The organism is Bacillus sp. Root920, from assembly GCF_001429445.1.
Classification (GTDB): domain Bacteria; phylum Bacillota; class Bacilli; order Bacillales; family Bacillaceae; genus Bacillus; species Bacillus safensis.
Genome location: NZ_LMJV01000001.1, coordinates 1,717,180 through 1,733,365, shown reverse-complemented (window position 1 = coordinate 1,733,365; position 16,186 = coordinate 1,717,180). Strand labels below are relative to the sequence as shown.

Sequence of the window (16,186 nt, the reverse complement as noted above, 5' to 3'; positions counted from 1 at the left end):
TCACTCCCACTCTTTCAAAATTTGATGATAGGCTTCTAATGGTTTATCAGCTTTTGTGATTGATCTTCCGACAACAATTTGTGAAACACCTTGCTCTTTTGCATAGGCAGGTGTCGCCACACGCTTTTGGTCATCGGTTTGATCATTCGGTAAGCGAATCCCTGGCGTTACAGTGAGAAAAGAGGGTGAGATATGTTCATGAAGTGCTTTAGATTCATGAACAGAGCAAACAACACCGTCCAGTCCACTTTCATATGCTAATTGTCCGTACCGGATCACAGCCTCTTGCAGCGGACGGTCAATGAGTAACTCGCTTCTCATCATGTCTTCTGACGTACTAGTCAGCTGGGTCACTGCAATAATGCCCGGACGGCTTTGTCCAGCAGGAGTCCCGCTTTCAAGTCCCTCTAATGCAGCCTGCATCATTCGTTTCCCGCCAGCAGCATGCACATTGACCAAATCAACGCCAAGTGCGGCAAGCCGGTTCATCGCTTTTTGGACCGTTGTTGGAATGTCATGTAATTTTAGATCGAGAAAAATGCGGCAATTTTTTTCTTTCAGCGCTTCAAGGATGGCAGGTCCTTCTTGGTAAAACAGCTCCATGCCGACCTTCACAAATAATGGTGTCCCTTCAAAGGGATCTAAAAAGGCAAGCGCGTCCTGCCCTGATGGAAAATCAAGCGCGATGATGGGCAAGTGCTTCATGTTTCCAGCTCCTTCCGATACATTCCTCTACAGATGAATAACCATATGCTGCTAACACATTTGGCAGCTCTTCAATGATTTCCGGGCAAATAAATGGATTCACAAAATTCGCTGTACCGACAGCGACTGCACTTGCACCTGCTAGTAAAAATTCAAGTACATCTTCAGCACTTTGCACTCCGCCCATCCCGATAATCGGAATAGAAACCGCTTGGCTCACCTCATGCACCATACGTACAGCGACAGGTTTGACAGCTGGTCCTGATAATCCGCCTGTTTTATTGGCAAGGATGGGTTTCCCCGTTTTTAAATCTAAACGCATCCCTATTAATGTGTTAATCATGGTGAGTCCATCCGCTCCAGCAGCTTCAATCGCTTGAGCAATTTCTACAATATTGGCTACGTTAGGTGACAGCTTGACATAGACAGGTACGGAAGAGACTTTCTTGACTGCTTTTGTCAATGATGCTGCCATATTTGGATCTGTACCAAAGGCAATTCCGCCGGTTTTCACATTTGGGCAAGAAATATTCAGTTCAAGGGCATGAACATTTTTTGCTTGGCTGATTTGCTTGGCTACTTCCACATAATCATCAACCTGTGAGCCAGCAACGTTTGCGATAATTGGTGTATCAAACTGCTCGAGCCAAGGCAATTCATTTTCAAGCACGCCTTTTAGACCTGGATTTTGAAGGCCGATTGCATTGAGCATACCGGCCCCTGTCTCAGCTACCCTTGGAGTCGGATTGCCAAATCTCGGTTCAAGAGTTGTGGCTTTGATCATGATACCGCCCAGCAATGATAGGTCATATAAGGATGCAAATTCTCTCCCGAATCCAAAGCAGCCTGATGCAGGGATAATTGGATTCTTTAAAGATAATCCCGGTAACTCAACGTTTAGCATGACAATGCCACCTCCTCTGCTTTAAAAACAGGTCCATCAAGACACACTTTGACGTAAGGTTTGTCGAGCTGATCGGTATGACAGACACATGCAAAGCAGGCACCAATCCCGCAGCCCATTCGTTCTTCCATCGAAATGTAGACAGGCTTATCAGGATACGTGTCTTTCAGCGCTTTTAGCATAGGTGTTGGACCGCAGGAAAGCAGCACATCGAAGCTCAAGTTTTGCGCTTTTATCACATCTGTTACAAAGCCTTTAGCACCGTATGTGCCATCAACCGTTGCAATAAACGTATCGCCGAGTGCTTGAAATTTTTCCTCGTAAAATACATCCTTTTTCGACTGAAAGCCGAGGACATGCTTTACGATGACGCCTTTTTTCGTTAAACGCTTGGACAGCTCATATAGAGGCGGTACACCAATTCCGCCGCCGACTAGTAATGCCGTCTCTCCGGGCTTGACGACTGAAGGATCATACCCGTTTCCAAGCGGCCCTAATACATCGACTGATTCTCCCTCCCGCTTTTGGGAGAGGAGCTTTGTGCCCTCTCCCTCTGCGCGGTAAATGATGGTTGCTTCTTTTTGCTCGGCATGAATGTTGGCAATACTGATCGGTCTTCTCAGCAGCGGTGTCATCGATTCACTGACCTTTAGATGAAGAAATTGTCCAGCCGTTTGAAAGGAGTCCACAAGGTCACCTTGTAATGTCATTTCGTAAATATGATCAGCGATCTCTCGGTTCGAGACGACCGTCAAGTATGCTTTTTTCATATCGTTACTGTCACCTCAGCATTCGTTTTCACTTCTGGCATTTCATCCGCTCTAAATGTCATGCTCTCAAGCACTCTTAAAATGGCTTCTGCTGTATCTAGTGACGTTAAGCAAGCCACTCCGTTTTCAACAGATTCACGTCTAATTCTAAAGCCGTCTCTTGCCGGCTGTTTTCCTTTTGTTAATGTGTTGATCACGAATTGGGCTTCCCCGTTTCGAATAACATCAAGGAGATTTTTGCCTTCCTCTCCAATTTTGCCGACCACACTTGATGGAATGGAGGCTTGTTTTAAATAATTCGCCGTTCCTTCTGTTGCTAAAATATGATAGCCGATCGAATGGAATCTTCTTGCGATCTCAAGTCCTTCTTCTTTATCCTTATCAGCCACTGTCAGAAGAACGGTTCCGTCATTAGGGATTTGAATGCCTGATGCAATCAATCCTTTATATAGGGCTTTTTCGATCGTGACATCTTTCCCCATGACCTCACCTGTTGATTTCATTTCAGGCCCGAGTGTAATATCCACTCTTCTTAATTTTGCAAAAGAGAAGACTGGAACTTTGACGTACACTCCTTCTTGCTCTGTATGAAGCCCTTCTTCGTAGCCATAATTTTTGAGCTTGTCTCCTAAGATGACTTTTGTCGCAAGGTTTGCCATCGGGATGCCTGTAATTTTACTTAAGAAAGGAACCGTCCGGCTTGATCTCGGGTTCACTTCAAGTACATACACTTCACCTTTTGATAGGACAAACTGAATGTTCAAAAGCCCAATAATGTTGAGTCCTTTTGCAAGCTTGATCGTGTATTCTGCGATCTTTGCTTTGATGTCCTCAGACAATGTTTGCGGCGGATAGACCGCAATCGAGTCACCAGAGTGAACTCCGGCTCTTTCAATGTGTTCCATAATGCCTGGGATTACGACAGTTTCTCCATCAGACACGGCATCTACTTCAATTTCTTTTCCTGTCAAATACTTGTCAATTAACACTGGATGCTGCGGGTTAACCTTCACCGCATTCTCCATGTAGTGAAGAAGCTCAGCTTCTTGATACACAATTTCCATCGCGCGGCCGCCTAATACATAGGAAGGACGGACAAGGACTGGGTAGCCGATTTGATTGGCAATCGCTACTGCTTCAGGCACAGACGTTGCTGTTTTCCCTTTAGGCTGCGGCACGCCGAGTGTTTCTAACGTTTGTTCAAACTTGTCCCGGTTTTCTGCGCGGTCTAGGTCTTCTAGAGAAGTTCCAAGAATTTTAACCCCTCTATTTGATAATTCATCTGCTAGGTTGATCGCCGTTTGTCCGCCGAACTGAACGACGACTCCTTCAGGCTGTTCAAGGTCGATGATATGCATGACATCTTCTACAGTGAGTGGTTCAAAGTAGAGCTTATCTGAAATACTAAAGTCTGTTGAGACTGTTTCAGGGTTGTTGTTAATAATGATCGCTTCATAGCCTGCTTGTTTAATTGCCCACACTGAGTGAACAGTCGCATAATCAAATTCAACCCCTTGTCCAATTCGGATAGGACCTGAACCTAATACGATAACGCTTTTCTTGTCTGTACGTTCTGATTCATTTTCATCTTCATACGTGCTGTAGAAATAAGGTGTCTCTGATTCAAATTCCGCCGCACATGTATCTACCATTTTGTATACTGGTACAATGCCTGCTTCTTGTCTTAGCTTGTAGACATCCGCTTCGTTCATCTTCCACTCGCGGCTAATGTAGATATCTGAGAAGCCTTTTTCTTTTGCTTCTTTTAATACGTCTGTATTGCCTTTGTTTTCTTTTAATGTCTTCTCAAAGGCAATGATGCCTTCCAGCTTATGAAGGAAGAAGTAATCAATTTTTGAGAATTCATGTATTTGTTCGACTGTATAGCCTCTTCTAAGCGCCTCAGCGATATAAAATAATCGTTCGTCTCCCGCTTTGATAATCCGTTTTTCAAGCACTTCATTTATGATGTCTGCTTCATCTTTTAATTCAATGTGATGCACATCGGCTTCAAGTGAACGTACAGCCTTTAGAAGAGACTCTTCTAATGTGCGGCCGATCGCCATGACTTCACCAGTTGCCTTCATTTGCGTACCAAGACGTCTGTTCGCAGATTCAAATTTATCGAACGGCCAGCGCGGTATTTTTGAAACGATATAGTCAAGTGCCGGCTCGAAGGCTGCATAGGTTTTACCTGTGACTGGGTTCATCATTTCATCAAGCGTTAAGCCGACAGCAATTTTCGCTGCCAATTTGGCTATTGGATAGCCTGTCGCTTTCGACGCAAGCGCAGATGAACGGCTCACACGCGGGTTTACCTCGATGATATAGTATTGAAAGCTGTTTGGATCAAGTGCCAGCTGAACGTTACAGCCGCCTTCAATGCCAAGTGCACGGATCAGCTTAAGCGACACATTTCGAAGCAGCTGATATTCACGGTCACTTAACGTTTGGCTTGGGGCTACAACAATACTGTCACCAGTATGGATGCCGACAGGGTCAAAGTTTTCCATGTTACAAACAACGATTGCATGGTCACCGCTGTCTCGCATGACTTCATATTCAATTTCTTTAAAGCCTGCAATGCTTTTTTCAAGTAAGCATTGTGTGACTGGGCTTAGCTTCAGACCGTTTTCAACGATTTCCTTCAGTTCTTGCTCGTTTGTACAAATTCCGCCGCCCGTTCCGCCTAATGTATAGGCTGGTCTGACAATGACAGGGAAACCGATTTGATCTGTAAACGCCATCGCTTCTTCCAGGTTATGAATGATTTCACTTTCTGGTACTGGCTCATTTAGTTCATTCATTAAATTACGGAATAAATCTCTATCCTCTGCTTTTTGGATGGCTGACAGCTTTGTACCGAGTACTTCAACGCCGCATTCAGCTAATACGCCAAGCTCTGACAATTCAACAGCAAGGTTTAATCCAGTTTGCCCGCCAAGTGTTGGCAAGATCGCATCAGGGCGTTCTTTTCGAATGATTCGTGTTAAAAATTCTGGTGTCAGTGGTTCGATGTATACCTTATCAGCCATTTCTGTATCTGTCATGATGGTCGCAGGGTTAGAGTTCACAAGAACGACTTCATAGCCCTCTTCTTTTAGCGCTAAGCAAGCCTGTGTACCTGCATAGTCAAACTCCGCTGCCTGACCGATGATGATAGGACCTGATCCGATTACTAAAATCTTTTTGATGTCTACGCGTTTTGGCATACTTCTTCCCCTTCTTTCTCAGTCGTATGAATCATTTCCATGAACTGGTCAAATAAGTAGTTTGCATCTTCTGGACCCGGTGATGCTTCTGGGTGGTACTGAACAGTGAATGCTGGTGCTTCTTTATGTTTTAATCCTTCAATCGTATTGTCGTTTAGGGCAATATGTGTGACTTCGAGCACGTCTTCGTTAATACTGCTAACCGTGTAGCCATGGTTTTGAGACGTCAGTGTCACCTTGCCAGTTGCTAGTTCTTTCACCGGATGGTTTGATCCTCTGTGGCCAAATTTCATTTTTTCTGTGCTTGCACCGCATGCTAGAGCAAATAATTGATGTCCGAGGCATATACCAAAGAGCGGCACCTTTCCAATCAATTGCTGAATCATCTCAACGGCTTCCGGTACATCCACAGGATCTCCAGGTCCGTTTGAAAGCATGATGCCATCAGGCTTTAGCTGCAGCACTTCATCTGCAGTGATGTTGTATGGCACCACAATGACGTCGCAGTCACGTTTATTGAGCTCGCGCAAAATGCCATGCTTCATGCCGAAATCGACAAGGACAATTCTTTTTCCTCTGCCTGGGCTTGGGTACGCATTTTTCACAGATACTTGACTCACTTGATCTGTTGGCAGCTGCAATGTTTGAAGGCGGCGGACAACGTCTTCCACTTGTTCATCAGGTCCTGCAAATGCCCCTCTTAAAGTCCCTGCACTTCGAATCATTCTAGTCAGCTTCCGTGTATCGATTCCGCTCAGCCCCGGAATGTTTTTCATTTTTAAATATTCATCGAGTGAATATGAAGAGCGCCAGTTTGAGGGCTTTTCACAAAGCTCTTTCACAATCAGCCCTTTCACAAACGGTGTGATCGATTCAAAATCGTCACGGTTAATGCCATAGTTGCCGATAAGCGGGTAAGTCAGTGTGACAATTTGTCCGCAGTATGATGGATCAGATAAAATTTCTTGATAGCCCGTCATCCCTGTATTAAAGACGACTTCTCCGACTGATGGTTCTAAGCTGCCAAAGCCTGTTCCTTCGAATACTGTTCCGTTTTCTAGCACTAAGCGTCTCTTCATTTTACTAGTCTCCCCTCTTCATAAACGACTTTCCCAGATGCAAGTGTCATGACCGGCCATCCTGATACAGTCAATTTGTCAAACGGTGTATTTTGCCCTTTAGATAAGAAGCTTGTTTTATCGATTGCCATTTCTTTGTTTAAATCAATAAGTGTGATATCAGCTATGTGCCCTTCTTCAAGCTTTCCGTATGGAAGAGAAAATGCTTCTGCTGGTTTAATTGTCATATAATCAACGAGTTCTTTTAATGTCCATTCGCCTGTTTTGACAAATCGTGTATACAGAAGCGGGAACGCTGTTTCAAGTCCCACAATTCCAAACGGGGCACGCTGCATGGTTTCGTTCTTTTCTTCTTCTGTATGCGGCGCATGGTCTGTTGCGATGAAATCAATCGTTCCATCTAATAGTCCCTCGATCAATGCCTCGCGATCCTCTTTTCCTCTGAGCGGCGGGTTCATTTTATAATTTGTATCAAGACCTGGAATGTCCGTATCACACAACAGCAGGTGATGCGGTGACACCTCAGCCGTCACACGGATGCCTGCTTTTTTTGCATCGCGTACGACCCGCACAGATTCTTTCGTACTGATATGACATACATGATAATGACAGTTCGCTGCTTCTGCTAAAAGAACATCTCTTGCAATATGCACCGATTCACAAATGGACGGTATTCCGTTTAACCCATTTGCTTTTGAAAATTCTCCTTCATGAACGCACCCGCCGTAAATGAGCGAGTTATCTTCACAGTGCGCCACAATCGCTTGATCAAGACTTGCTGCCTGTTTCATCGCTTCGTACATCATGCCTGCTGTTTGGATGCCAACACCGTCATCTGTAAAAGCAAAGGCGCCTGCTTCTTTTAGTGCTGCAAAATCCGTCATCTCTTCCCCAATTTGTCTCGTTGTGATGGATGCGTATGGCAGCACTCTCACAGATGAGGTCTCTTCGATTCGATTCATCAGCCATTCCATTTGCTCTTTTGTATCTGGAACCGGCCTTGTATTCGGCATCGCTGCAATCGTCGTATATCCGCCTCTTGCGGCTGCTTTAGAACCTGTTTCAATCGTTTCCTTTTTCTCTCCGCCTGGCTCTCTTAAATGCACATGCAGATCAATCAAGCCTGGTGACACAAATAGCCCTGCTGCATCAATAACCTCTTCTCCGTCTTCTCTTTCTAGGTGACCGATCGCTTGAATCACTTTTCCTTTTACCCTAATATCCTGCTGCACTCTTTCACCTGTGCTTGTTAAGATAAAACCGTTTTTAATGAGATATGACATAGACAGAATCTCTCCCTTTTTGATGTAGTGTGCTATTTTGAAAAGCTCTTTTTAATACGGCCATTCGGATATAAACACCATTTTCCATTTGTTTAAAAATTCTTGACTGCTTGGACTCTACTAATGAATCATCTATTTCAACACCTCTGTTTACTGGTGCTGGATGCATAATAATCGCGCGTTCTTTCATTTTGTTTGCTCTGTCTACTGTTAATCCATAAGTTGATAAGTAATCTTCGCTGCCCATTTTTTCAGCGTGCCGTTCATGCTGGATTCTAAGCAGCATCACCACATCAGATTGTGCGATGGCTTCATCTACTTGGACATACGTTCCGTGAGGGTTTTGTTCATCCTGGAAGGAAGCAGGCCCTGAAAAGAGGACTGTCGCTCCCAGCCTTGAGAGAACCTCAGCATTTGATCTTGCCACCCTGCTATGTTTGATGTCTCCATGAATCGAAATCGTTAAGCCTTCAAAGCCGCCAAACTCTTCAAAGATGGTCATGAGGTCAAGCAGTGATTGGGTTGGATGCTGTCCGCAGCCATCTCCTGCATTGATGATGGGAATTCCAACCTTCCCAATCAGCTCGTTATAATATTCATCGGTGCTGTCTCTGATCACACAAGCCTTTACTCCGATCGATTCAAGTGTTTTTACCGTATCGTAAAGTGTTTCGCCTTTTTGAACGGAGGTGCTTGCTGCATCTAAGCTCAGGACATTCATCCCTAGTTTCTTTTCGGCTACTTCGAAGCTAAAACGTGTTCTTGTGCTTGGTTCAAAGAAAAGGTTTGCCACAAATTCTCCGGCTAATCCATGTTCTTGTTTCCCCTTTTTGAGTGCAGCTGCTTCTTCAATCAGCTGTAAAATCTCTTCTTTTGATAAGCTGCTCATTGTCGATAAATCATTCATTTTTTCTTCCCCCTCTAGTTTTTCATCACTTTCAGGTTCAAAAAAACCCTAAGCCTCGGCAGCTTAGGGTTCTCCAAAAGAAGCAGCGGCACTTTTGTGCATTCTGCTCCATTTAGAACCCTTGTCAGCCTCACTGGACTTCTTTTAAAAGGTTTTCTGTATTTGATTCATTTGAGTTGTCATCTTCTGCTTTTTGATGCGGCAGGATCAGATTTAACAGGACACCCGTAATCGCAGCAAGTGCCATTCCAGATAGGGTGAGATTGATTTGTTTCACCTCAATGAATGCCCCGCCAATCCCAATGACTAGGATGACTGATGCGATAATGAGATTACGCTTTTCTTCAAAATTCACTTTATGATCAATCAGAATTCTCAGGCCGCTTGAAGCAATGATTCCAAAGAGCAGGAACGAAACGCCTCCCATCACCGCGGACGGCACTGTACTGATTAATGCTGAAATTTTTCCTACAAAACCGAAGCAGATCGCAAACACGGCTGCTCCGCCGATGACGAAGATACTAAACACTCTTGTGATGGCTAGTACGCCAATGTTCTCTCCATAAGTTGTTGTTGGTGGTCCGCCAATAAGTGAAGCGAAGATCGTCGCCGCACTGTCTCCTAAAATGGAACGGTGAAGACCTGGTTTTTTAATAAAATCTTGTCCTACGACCTTACTTAACACCACTTGGTGGCCGATATGCTCAGACATTGTGACAAAGGCTACCGGCACCATCACTGTGAGAATGCTTAAGGTCACAGCAGGTGTATAGTCGACAAATGGCACGACGAAGTCTGGTACAGCAAACCATTTTGCGTCAATGACCGGCTGGAAGTTCACGATGCCTTGTGTTAAGGCAAAGAGATAGCCGCTGATGATGCCGATTAATACTGGGATTAAGCTAAGGAATCCTCTTAGGAAAATCATACTGATAATGGTGACAGCCAGTGTGAAGCCAGCGACCATTAAGTGCTTGAGGCTGTAAACAAGCTCGGTTGCATTCGGATCAACATACATCGCCATGTTGACTGCTGTTCCAGCGAGTCCGAGTCCGATGACCATAATGACTGGTCCTACGACCACCGGCGGCAGAAGCTTCATCAGCCAGCCTGTGCCGAGCCATTTAATGAATAGGGCGATGAGTGCATAAGCGACACCCGCCATGAAGGCGCCAACCATTGCGGCTCCAGGGCCGCCTGTTGCTTTCACATTCAGTATGGGGGCGATGAAGGCAAAGGACGATCCAAGATACGCCGGAATTTGTCCTCTTGTGATGATTAAGTAAACAATCGTTCCCACACCGCTTGAGATGAGCGCGACGGCTGGACTCATATCAATGATTTTTGGTACAAGAATGGTCGCACCAAACATCGCAAACAAATGCTGCAGGCTAAGTGACAGCCATGTGAATGGTTTTGGGATATCTCGAATGCCTAAATTGGCTTTTTGCTGACTCATGATTTTCCTCCTAGATGTGTCCTTTTTCATTAAAAAAGCCTCTTTGCGAGTATGCAAAGAGGCCTAGATAAGCCGGACACGTCATGTTGGCCGTGTGCTCGGTTTCTCTGTTATTGCCCTCTTTGCAAACTCTCTGGAATGCATTTAAAAAGGTTATTTTTCATATATAGCGACAAGGTCGTTTTGATCTACTTCATTGAGCTGAACCATGACTGTCTCTGCTTTTGAAGTCGGGATGTTTTTCCCGATATAATCCGCTCGGATCGGCAGCTCCCGGTGTCCCCGATCGACGAGCACAGCCAGCTGAATGGAAGATGGTCTTCCTACATCCACAAGGGCATCCATAGCTGCTCTGACGGTTCTGCCTGTAAACAGGACATCGTCAACGACAATGAGTGTTTTGTCATTAATGTCAGCTGGTATGTCTGCACCCTTTACAAGCGGGTCTTGGTTGTCTGTCTTTTTTGTCAGGTCATCACGGTATAGCGTAATATCAAGTTCACCTACAGTGACTGGATTCCCTTCAATTTGCTCGATGCGCTCTGCAAGGCGCTTTGCAAGATGTATGCCTCTTGTCTTGATCCCGGCAAGGATGATATCCTTCATCCCTTTGTTGCGCTCAATCATTTCATGTGCAATTCGGGTAAGCGCTCTTCTGATCGCTTGTTCATCAAGAATGACTGCTTTTTGTTCCATCTTTTACACCTCTTTTTGACAAATAAAAAGCCCCTTCTGCAAAGGGCAGAGAGGGGCGTTCATTTGTGCATATGCGTGCACAAATTGATCCGTTATCCTTCTCAGCCTCTCTGGACTGTTTTAAAGAATCTCAATTTCTTCGTTTATTATTTCAAAAAAAGAACGGCCTGTCAATCGTTATTTCTTAATGAATCGATAAAGCCCTGCATATCAGCTGGAATTGGTGCTGTGAACTCGATATATTCTCCTGTTCTAGGATGATCAAATCCTAAAACACCTGCATGCAGCAGCTGTCCATTAAAATCGACTGTTTTTCTCGGCCCATATTTCGGATCTCCTGCAAGAGGGTAGCCGATATATTTCATATGAACACGAATTTGGTGTGTTCTTCCTGTTTCAAGACGGCACTCGACAACTGTGAAGTCTTGAAAGCGTTCAATCACATCAAAGTGAGTAACGGCTTGTTTTGCATTTTCTTTTGTGACCGTCATGCTTTGGCGGTCTTTTTTGTCTCTGCCAATTGGTGCATCAATTGTGCCTGTATCATGCTGGATAATACCGTGGACAACAGCCGTATACTTTCTTGTGACAGTTTTAGCCACCAGCTGATTGACGAGTGACTCATGTGCCATATCGTTTTTAGCGACCATTAACAGCCCAGACGTATCTTTATCAATTCGGTGGACAATTCCAGGACGCATCACACCGTTAATCCCTGATAAGTCCTTGCAATGTGCCATCAGACCATTTACAAGCGTTCCTGACACATGACCTGGCGCTGGGTGAACGACCATTCCCCGTGGTTTATTTACGACTAATACATCTGCATCCTCATAATAAATATCAAGGTCCATTGGTTCTGCTTCTACATCTAGCGCTTCCGGATCTGGAATCTCCACTTTGATTTGATCTCCAGCTTGTACTTTGTAATTGGCCTTTACTTGTTTCCCGTTTACTTCGATCAGCCCATCTTTTACCCATTGCTGGACTTGGGTTCTTGACCATTCTGGTTCTGTCGTGCTTAGAAATTTATCTAGCCGTTCACTCGTTTGTTCTTCTGAAACGGCAATATTTACTTGATTCATGTAGTTGACTCCTTATTTTTCTTTCCATCTAATAGCATTTGAATGAAGAGCAGAATAACCCCTACACAGAGAGAAGAATCTGCAATATTAAAGATTGGATAGTGATAATCCCCAAATACGAAATGAGCAAAATCAACCACTTCCTGACGGAAAATACGGTCGATAAAGTTTCCGATCGCTCCGCCAAGCATTAAGGCCAGCGCTACTCCCAGCAGCTTGTCCTTTTGTCCATGTTTTTGTAAGTAATAAACAATTCCCGCAATAACAACGAGTGTGATCACATAGAAAAACCACATTTGCCCTTGAAGAATTCCCCATGCGGCTCCTGAATTACGGTGAGACGTGATATAAAAGAATCCATCAATGACTGGAACAGAATCACCGAGCATCATATTTTTGACAATGAGCCATTTTGTTAATTGGTCTAAACAAATGATAACGAATGCGATTATGTAATAGAACACACACGTTCCTCCATCTTCATACTTTGATCTTTAAGCATTTTATCAAGAAAACAGGAAGGAGTAAAGAAACTTTAGTTGACAGACAAAAACCTCCCTACATGTGGAAGGCTTCAAAATGAGAATCATTTGATTCGTAAGGATAAGGAGTGAATGCTTTTTTCTCGTATTGCTTATGATATAAAAAGTCGTCAGCCGTGCGGGCGGTAGGAAGAATACTCATTTGTTCAAGCGGAATCACATCTCCTGTCGCCTCACATATGCCATAGGTTCCTTGTTCGATTTTTGCAATAGCGAGAGACACATCTTGCAGCTCTTCTTTGATGTGATAAAGAAGTGTGGTCGTTTTGACCTCATTCAATGTGACATGCTCAGCGGGTGAACGAAATGATGCGTATTCAAACAGTTTAGATTGCAGCTCTTCTTTCATTTGAAGGAGTTCCGTGTAAATCGTCTCTAGATCGCCATTCATGTCGCTATTTCAACTCCTGCCTGTCGTGATAATCATATTGTTGCCCCGCCTGGTCACTTTAAAGCCATAAGATTTTTCCTTTCGTTCTAAAGGCTGTCATTTTCTCATAAAAGAAAACGCCCCGCATATGACGGGGCGCCAGCTTGTGATATCGCATTGTTAATTTTGGTAATATTTCTCCACGATTTCAGCATTTTTCAGCGACAATGTTGGGTATTTCGGATTTGCACCAACGTCTTTTGAAATAATGCGGGAACGTTCGCACAGTTCTCCTTCTGCTTTTTGAACCACAATTCGTCCTGATGCATATTCAGGCGCTGATGTATCTGCAAGCTGCTCATCTTCTACCGTTAATTCAGAGATGATAAAGAGCTGCTTCACATCTTCTTTAATGGATGCAAGAAGGTTTTTCACTTCATCTGTCGCATAAAGCGTCACACTTGCTTCAAGTGAACGTCCGATGACTTTCTCGTTACGCGCAATCTCCAGCGCTTTTAGCACATCGTCACGTACTTCCATAAAGCGGTCAAATTTCGCTTCTGTCGCTTCAGCTTGAGGAACTAGCGCACCTTCTGGCATATCTGTTAACTGAACACTTGGCTCTTCAACAAAGCTTAAGTGGCTCCATAATTCATCTGCGGTATGCGGAAGAATTGGTGCAGTCAGCTTCACTAAAGCCATTAATGTTTCGTAGAAGACCGTCTGCATGCTGCGGCGGTCTGGATGATCCGCATGCTCAATGTAGACGACATCCTTTGCAAAATCAAGATAGAAAGAGCTGAGCTCAATCGTACAGAAATTGTGAATCGCATGATACACGACCGCAAATTCGTAATCATCATAAGCTTTTTTCACTTTATCAATCAATTTGTTTAATTTGATCATGATGTATTGATCCACTTCGCGAAGCTCTTCTACCGGCACGGCATTAACTGCTGGGTCAAAGTCAAATAGGTTTCCATGCAGGAAGCGGAAGGTGTTACGGATTTTACGATAGACTTCTGCTACTTGTTTCAAAATATCATCAGATACTGGATGATCGGCTTGATAGTTGACTGAAGATACCCAAAGTCTTAGAATCTCTGCACCAAGCTGCTTCGCAACCTTCGTTGGATCAATCGTATTGCCTAATGATTTACTCATCTTACGTCCTTCTTTATCAAGCGTAAAGCCATGGCTTAGGACACCTTTATAAGGTGCTTTTCCAGTGACAGCAACTGCTGTTGATAATGAGGAGTTAAACCAGCCGCGATATTGGTCAGAGCCTTCAAGGTAAAGATCTGCCGGACGGACTAGGTCGTCTCTTTCTTCTAAAACGGCTTGGTGAGAAGAACCGGAATCAAACCATACATCCATGATATCCTGCTCTTTTGTGAATTCACCATTCGGGCTGCCTGGATGTGTAAAGCCTTCTGGCAATAGCTCTTTTGCTTCTTTTTCAAACCAAATATTCGAGCCATGCTCTCTAAATAATTGAGATACATGCTGAATGGTTTCGTCCGTGATGATCGGCTCACCATTTTCCGCATAAAAGACCGGAATTGGAACGCCCCATACACGCTGTCTTGAAATACACCAGTCACCTCTGTCACGCACCATATTGAACAGGCGTGTTTCTCCCCATGCTGGAACCCATTTCGTTTCTTTAATATTGTCTAATAACGCTTCTCTAAAATCTTTAATGGATGCAAACCACTGAGCTGTCGCACGATAAATCGTTGGTTTTTTCGTTCTCCAGTCATGCGGGTAGGAGTGCGTGATAAAGTCGAGCTTTTTCAGCGCACCTTTTGCTTCAAGCTGTTCTGTGATGGCTTTATTGGCATCCTCGTAGAATAGTCCTTCAAAACCAGGCGCCTCATCTGTCATCACACCTTTTTCATCTACTGGACAGAGCACATCAAGACCGTATTTCATACCGACAATAAAGTCATCTTCCCCGTGGCCTGGTGCTGTGTGAACACAGCCAGTTCCCGCATCAGTTGTCACGTGATCGCCAAGCATCACAAGAGAATCTCTATCGTAAATTGGATGTGCTGCAACGATTTTATCTAATTCTTTACCTTTTAATGTTTTCACAACTTCGTATTCTTCAAAGCCGAGTGTTTTTACTACTTGTTCAACCAGTTCAGATGCAACGACATAACGCTCAGCACCGACTTGAAGAACACTGTACTCTAAGTTTGGATGAACACAAATGCCAAGGTTTGCAGGAAGCGTCCAAGGTGTTGTTGTCCAGATAATGAATTGTTCGCCGTTTTCAAGAACGCCTTTGCCATCTTTTACTTTAAACGAAACGTAAATCGATGGTGAACGTTTGTCTTTATATTCAATTTCCGCTTCAGCGAGGGCTGATTCACTTGAAGGAGACCAGTTAACAGGCTTTAATCCTTTATAGATATAGCCTCTCTTCGCCATTTCACCAAAGACAAGGATTTGCTGAGCTTCGTATTCAGGCTTTAATGTGACATATGGATTGTCCCAGTCTGCTCTAACGCCTAATCGCTTAAACTGGCTGCGCTGACCTTCAATTTGCTTCCAAGCATACTCCTCGCATAGTTTGCGGAATTCTGCTGTAGACATTTCTTTGCGTTTGACTTTTTTATTTTTAGTAAGAGCTGTTTCAATTGGCAGCCCGTGTGTATCCCAGCCCGGAACATACGGTGCATGATACCCGTTCATTGATTTAAATCGGACGATAAAATCTTTTAGGATTTTATTAAGTGCATGCCCCATATGAATGTCACCATTCGCATATGGAGGTCCATCATGCAAAATAAACGTCGGGCGTCCTTTAGTCCGCTCTAAAACCATTTGATAGATGTCTTTCTCTGCCCACTCCTCTTGGATTTCAGGCTCTTTGTTCGGCAAGTTCCCTCTCATCGGGAATTCTGTTTTCGGCATTAATAAGGTGTCTTTGTAGTTCATACCCATTCCTCCACATGCAAATTCTGATTAAAAAACAATAAAAAAAGCCCTCTCATCCCATAAGGGACGAGAAGGCTTGTCTCGCGGTACCACCCTTTTAGACAAGCGATATGAAAGAGCCGCTTATCCACTCTAAAATCGTAACGTGATCAGACGCCTTTTCTTACTGTTTTTTTCAGAAAAGGAACTAAAGGGGTGATCTCATTGCAGCGTCTCGTAATGTCAGGC

Annotated in this window: 13 protein-coding genes and 1 other annotated feature (1 of these 14 cut by a window edge); all 13 genes read right to left on the bottom strand. The window is 44.1% G+C overall.

Features of this window, described 5'->3' with window-relative positions:
* Window positions 1-705 carry an orotidine-5'-phosphate decarboxylase gene (gene pyrF, locus ASE42_RS08460; protein WP_056766391.1) on the bottom strand — a complete coding sequence of 235 codons (705 nt, stop codon included), beginning with the start codon at window positions 703-705 and terminating at the stop codon, window positions 1-3.
* Complete coding sequence (locus tag ASE42_RS08455) at window positions 677-1,609, bottom strand: dihydroorotate dehydrogenase (RefSeq protein WP_024424227.1); 933 nt, start codon at window positions 1,607-1,609, stop codon at window positions 677-679. The genes pyrF and ASE42_RS08455 overlap by 29 nt, the downstream gene beginning before the upstream one ends.
* Window positions 1,603-2,379: a dihydroorotate dehydrogenase electron transfer subunit gene (locus ASE42_RS08450; protein ID WP_056766389.1), complete on the bottom strand. Its 777-nt coding sequence runs from the start codon at window positions 2,377-2,379 to the stop codon at window positions 1,603-1,605. Before ASE42_RS08450 ends, ASE42_RS08455 begins: the two co-directional genes overlap by 7 nt.
* A complete protein-coding gene (gene carB, locus ASE42_RS08445; protein WP_056766387.1) occupies window positions 2,376-5,591 on the bottom strand; it encodes a carbamoyl-phosphate synthase (glutamine-hydrolyzing) large subunit in 3,216 nt (1,071 codons plus the stop codon). The genes ASE42_RS08450 and carB overlap by 4 nt, the downstream gene beginning before the upstream one ends.
* Window positions 5,576-6,670, bottom strand: a complete 1,095-nt coding sequence (locus ASE42_RS08440; RefSeq protein WP_024424230.1) for a carbamoyl phosphate synthase small subunit — start codon at window positions 6,668-6,670, stop codon at window positions 5,576-5,578. Before ASE42_RS08440 ends, carB begins: the two co-directional genes overlap by 16 nt.
* On the bottom strand, window positions 6,667-7,953 hold the full coding sequence (locus ASE42_RS08435; protein ID WP_024424231.1) for a dihydroorotase: 1,287 nt from the start codon (window positions 7,951-7,953) through the stop codon (window positions 6,667-6,669). Before ASE42_RS08435 ends, ASE42_RS08440 begins: the two co-directional genes overlap by 4 nt.
* Entirely contained in the window at window positions 7,937-8,860 is a 924-nt protein-coding gene (locus ASE42_RS08430) for an aspartate carbamoyltransferase catalytic subunit (RefSeq protein WP_024424232.1), read from the bottom strand. Before ASE42_RS08430 ends, ASE42_RS08435 begins: the two co-directional genes overlap by 17 nt.
* Before the next feature lie 130 nt (window positions 8,861-8,990).
* Entirely contained in the window at window positions 8,991-10,319 is a 1,329-nt protein-coding gene (locus tag ASE42_RS08425; protein WP_025092549.1) for a solute carrier family 23 protein, read from the bottom strand.
* A 153-nt stretch (window positions 10,320-10,472) separates the two neighbouring features.
* Window positions 10,473-11,015: a bifunctional pyr operon transcriptional regulator/uracil phosphoribosyltransferase PyrR gene (gene pyrR / locus ASE42_RS08420; protein ID WP_056766385.1), complete on the bottom strand. Its 543-nt coding sequence runs from the start codon at window positions 11,013-11,015 to the stop codon at window positions 10,473-10,475.
* Window positions 11,016-11,185: 170 nt separating this feature from the next.
* Window positions 11,186-12,100, bottom strand: coding sequence for an RluA family pseudouridine synthase (locus tag ASE42_RS08415; protein WP_056766383.1), 915 nt, complete (start codon window positions 12,098-12,100; stop codon window positions 11,186-11,188).
* Window positions 12,097-12,564: a signal peptidase II gene (gene lspA / locus ASE42_RS08410; RefSeq protein WP_024424236.1), complete on the bottom strand. Its 468-nt coding sequence runs from the start codon at window positions 12,562-12,564 to the stop codon at window positions 12,097-12,099. Before lspA ends, ASE42_RS08415 begins: the two co-directional genes overlap by 4 nt.
* 94 nt (window positions 12,565-12,658) lie before the next feature.
* Window positions 12,659-13,033 carry a TraR/DksA family transcriptional regulator gene (locus tag ASE42_RS08405; protein ID WP_024424237.1) on the bottom strand — a complete coding sequence of 125 codons (375 nt, stop codon included), beginning with the start codon at window positions 13,031-13,033 and terminating at the stop codon, window positions 12,659-12,661.
* Between the two features lie 159 nt (window positions 13,034-13,192).
* Complete coding sequence (ileS, locus tag ASE42_RS08400; protein ID WP_056766381.1) at window positions 13,193-15,958, bottom strand: isoleucine--tRNA ligase; 2,766 nt, start codon at window positions 15,956-15,958, stop codon at window positions 13,193-13,195.
* A gap of 59 nt (window positions 15,959-16,017) precedes the next feature.
* Window positions 16,018-16,186 (bottom strand) — a binding site (T-box leader) (it continues 66 nt past the right edge of the window).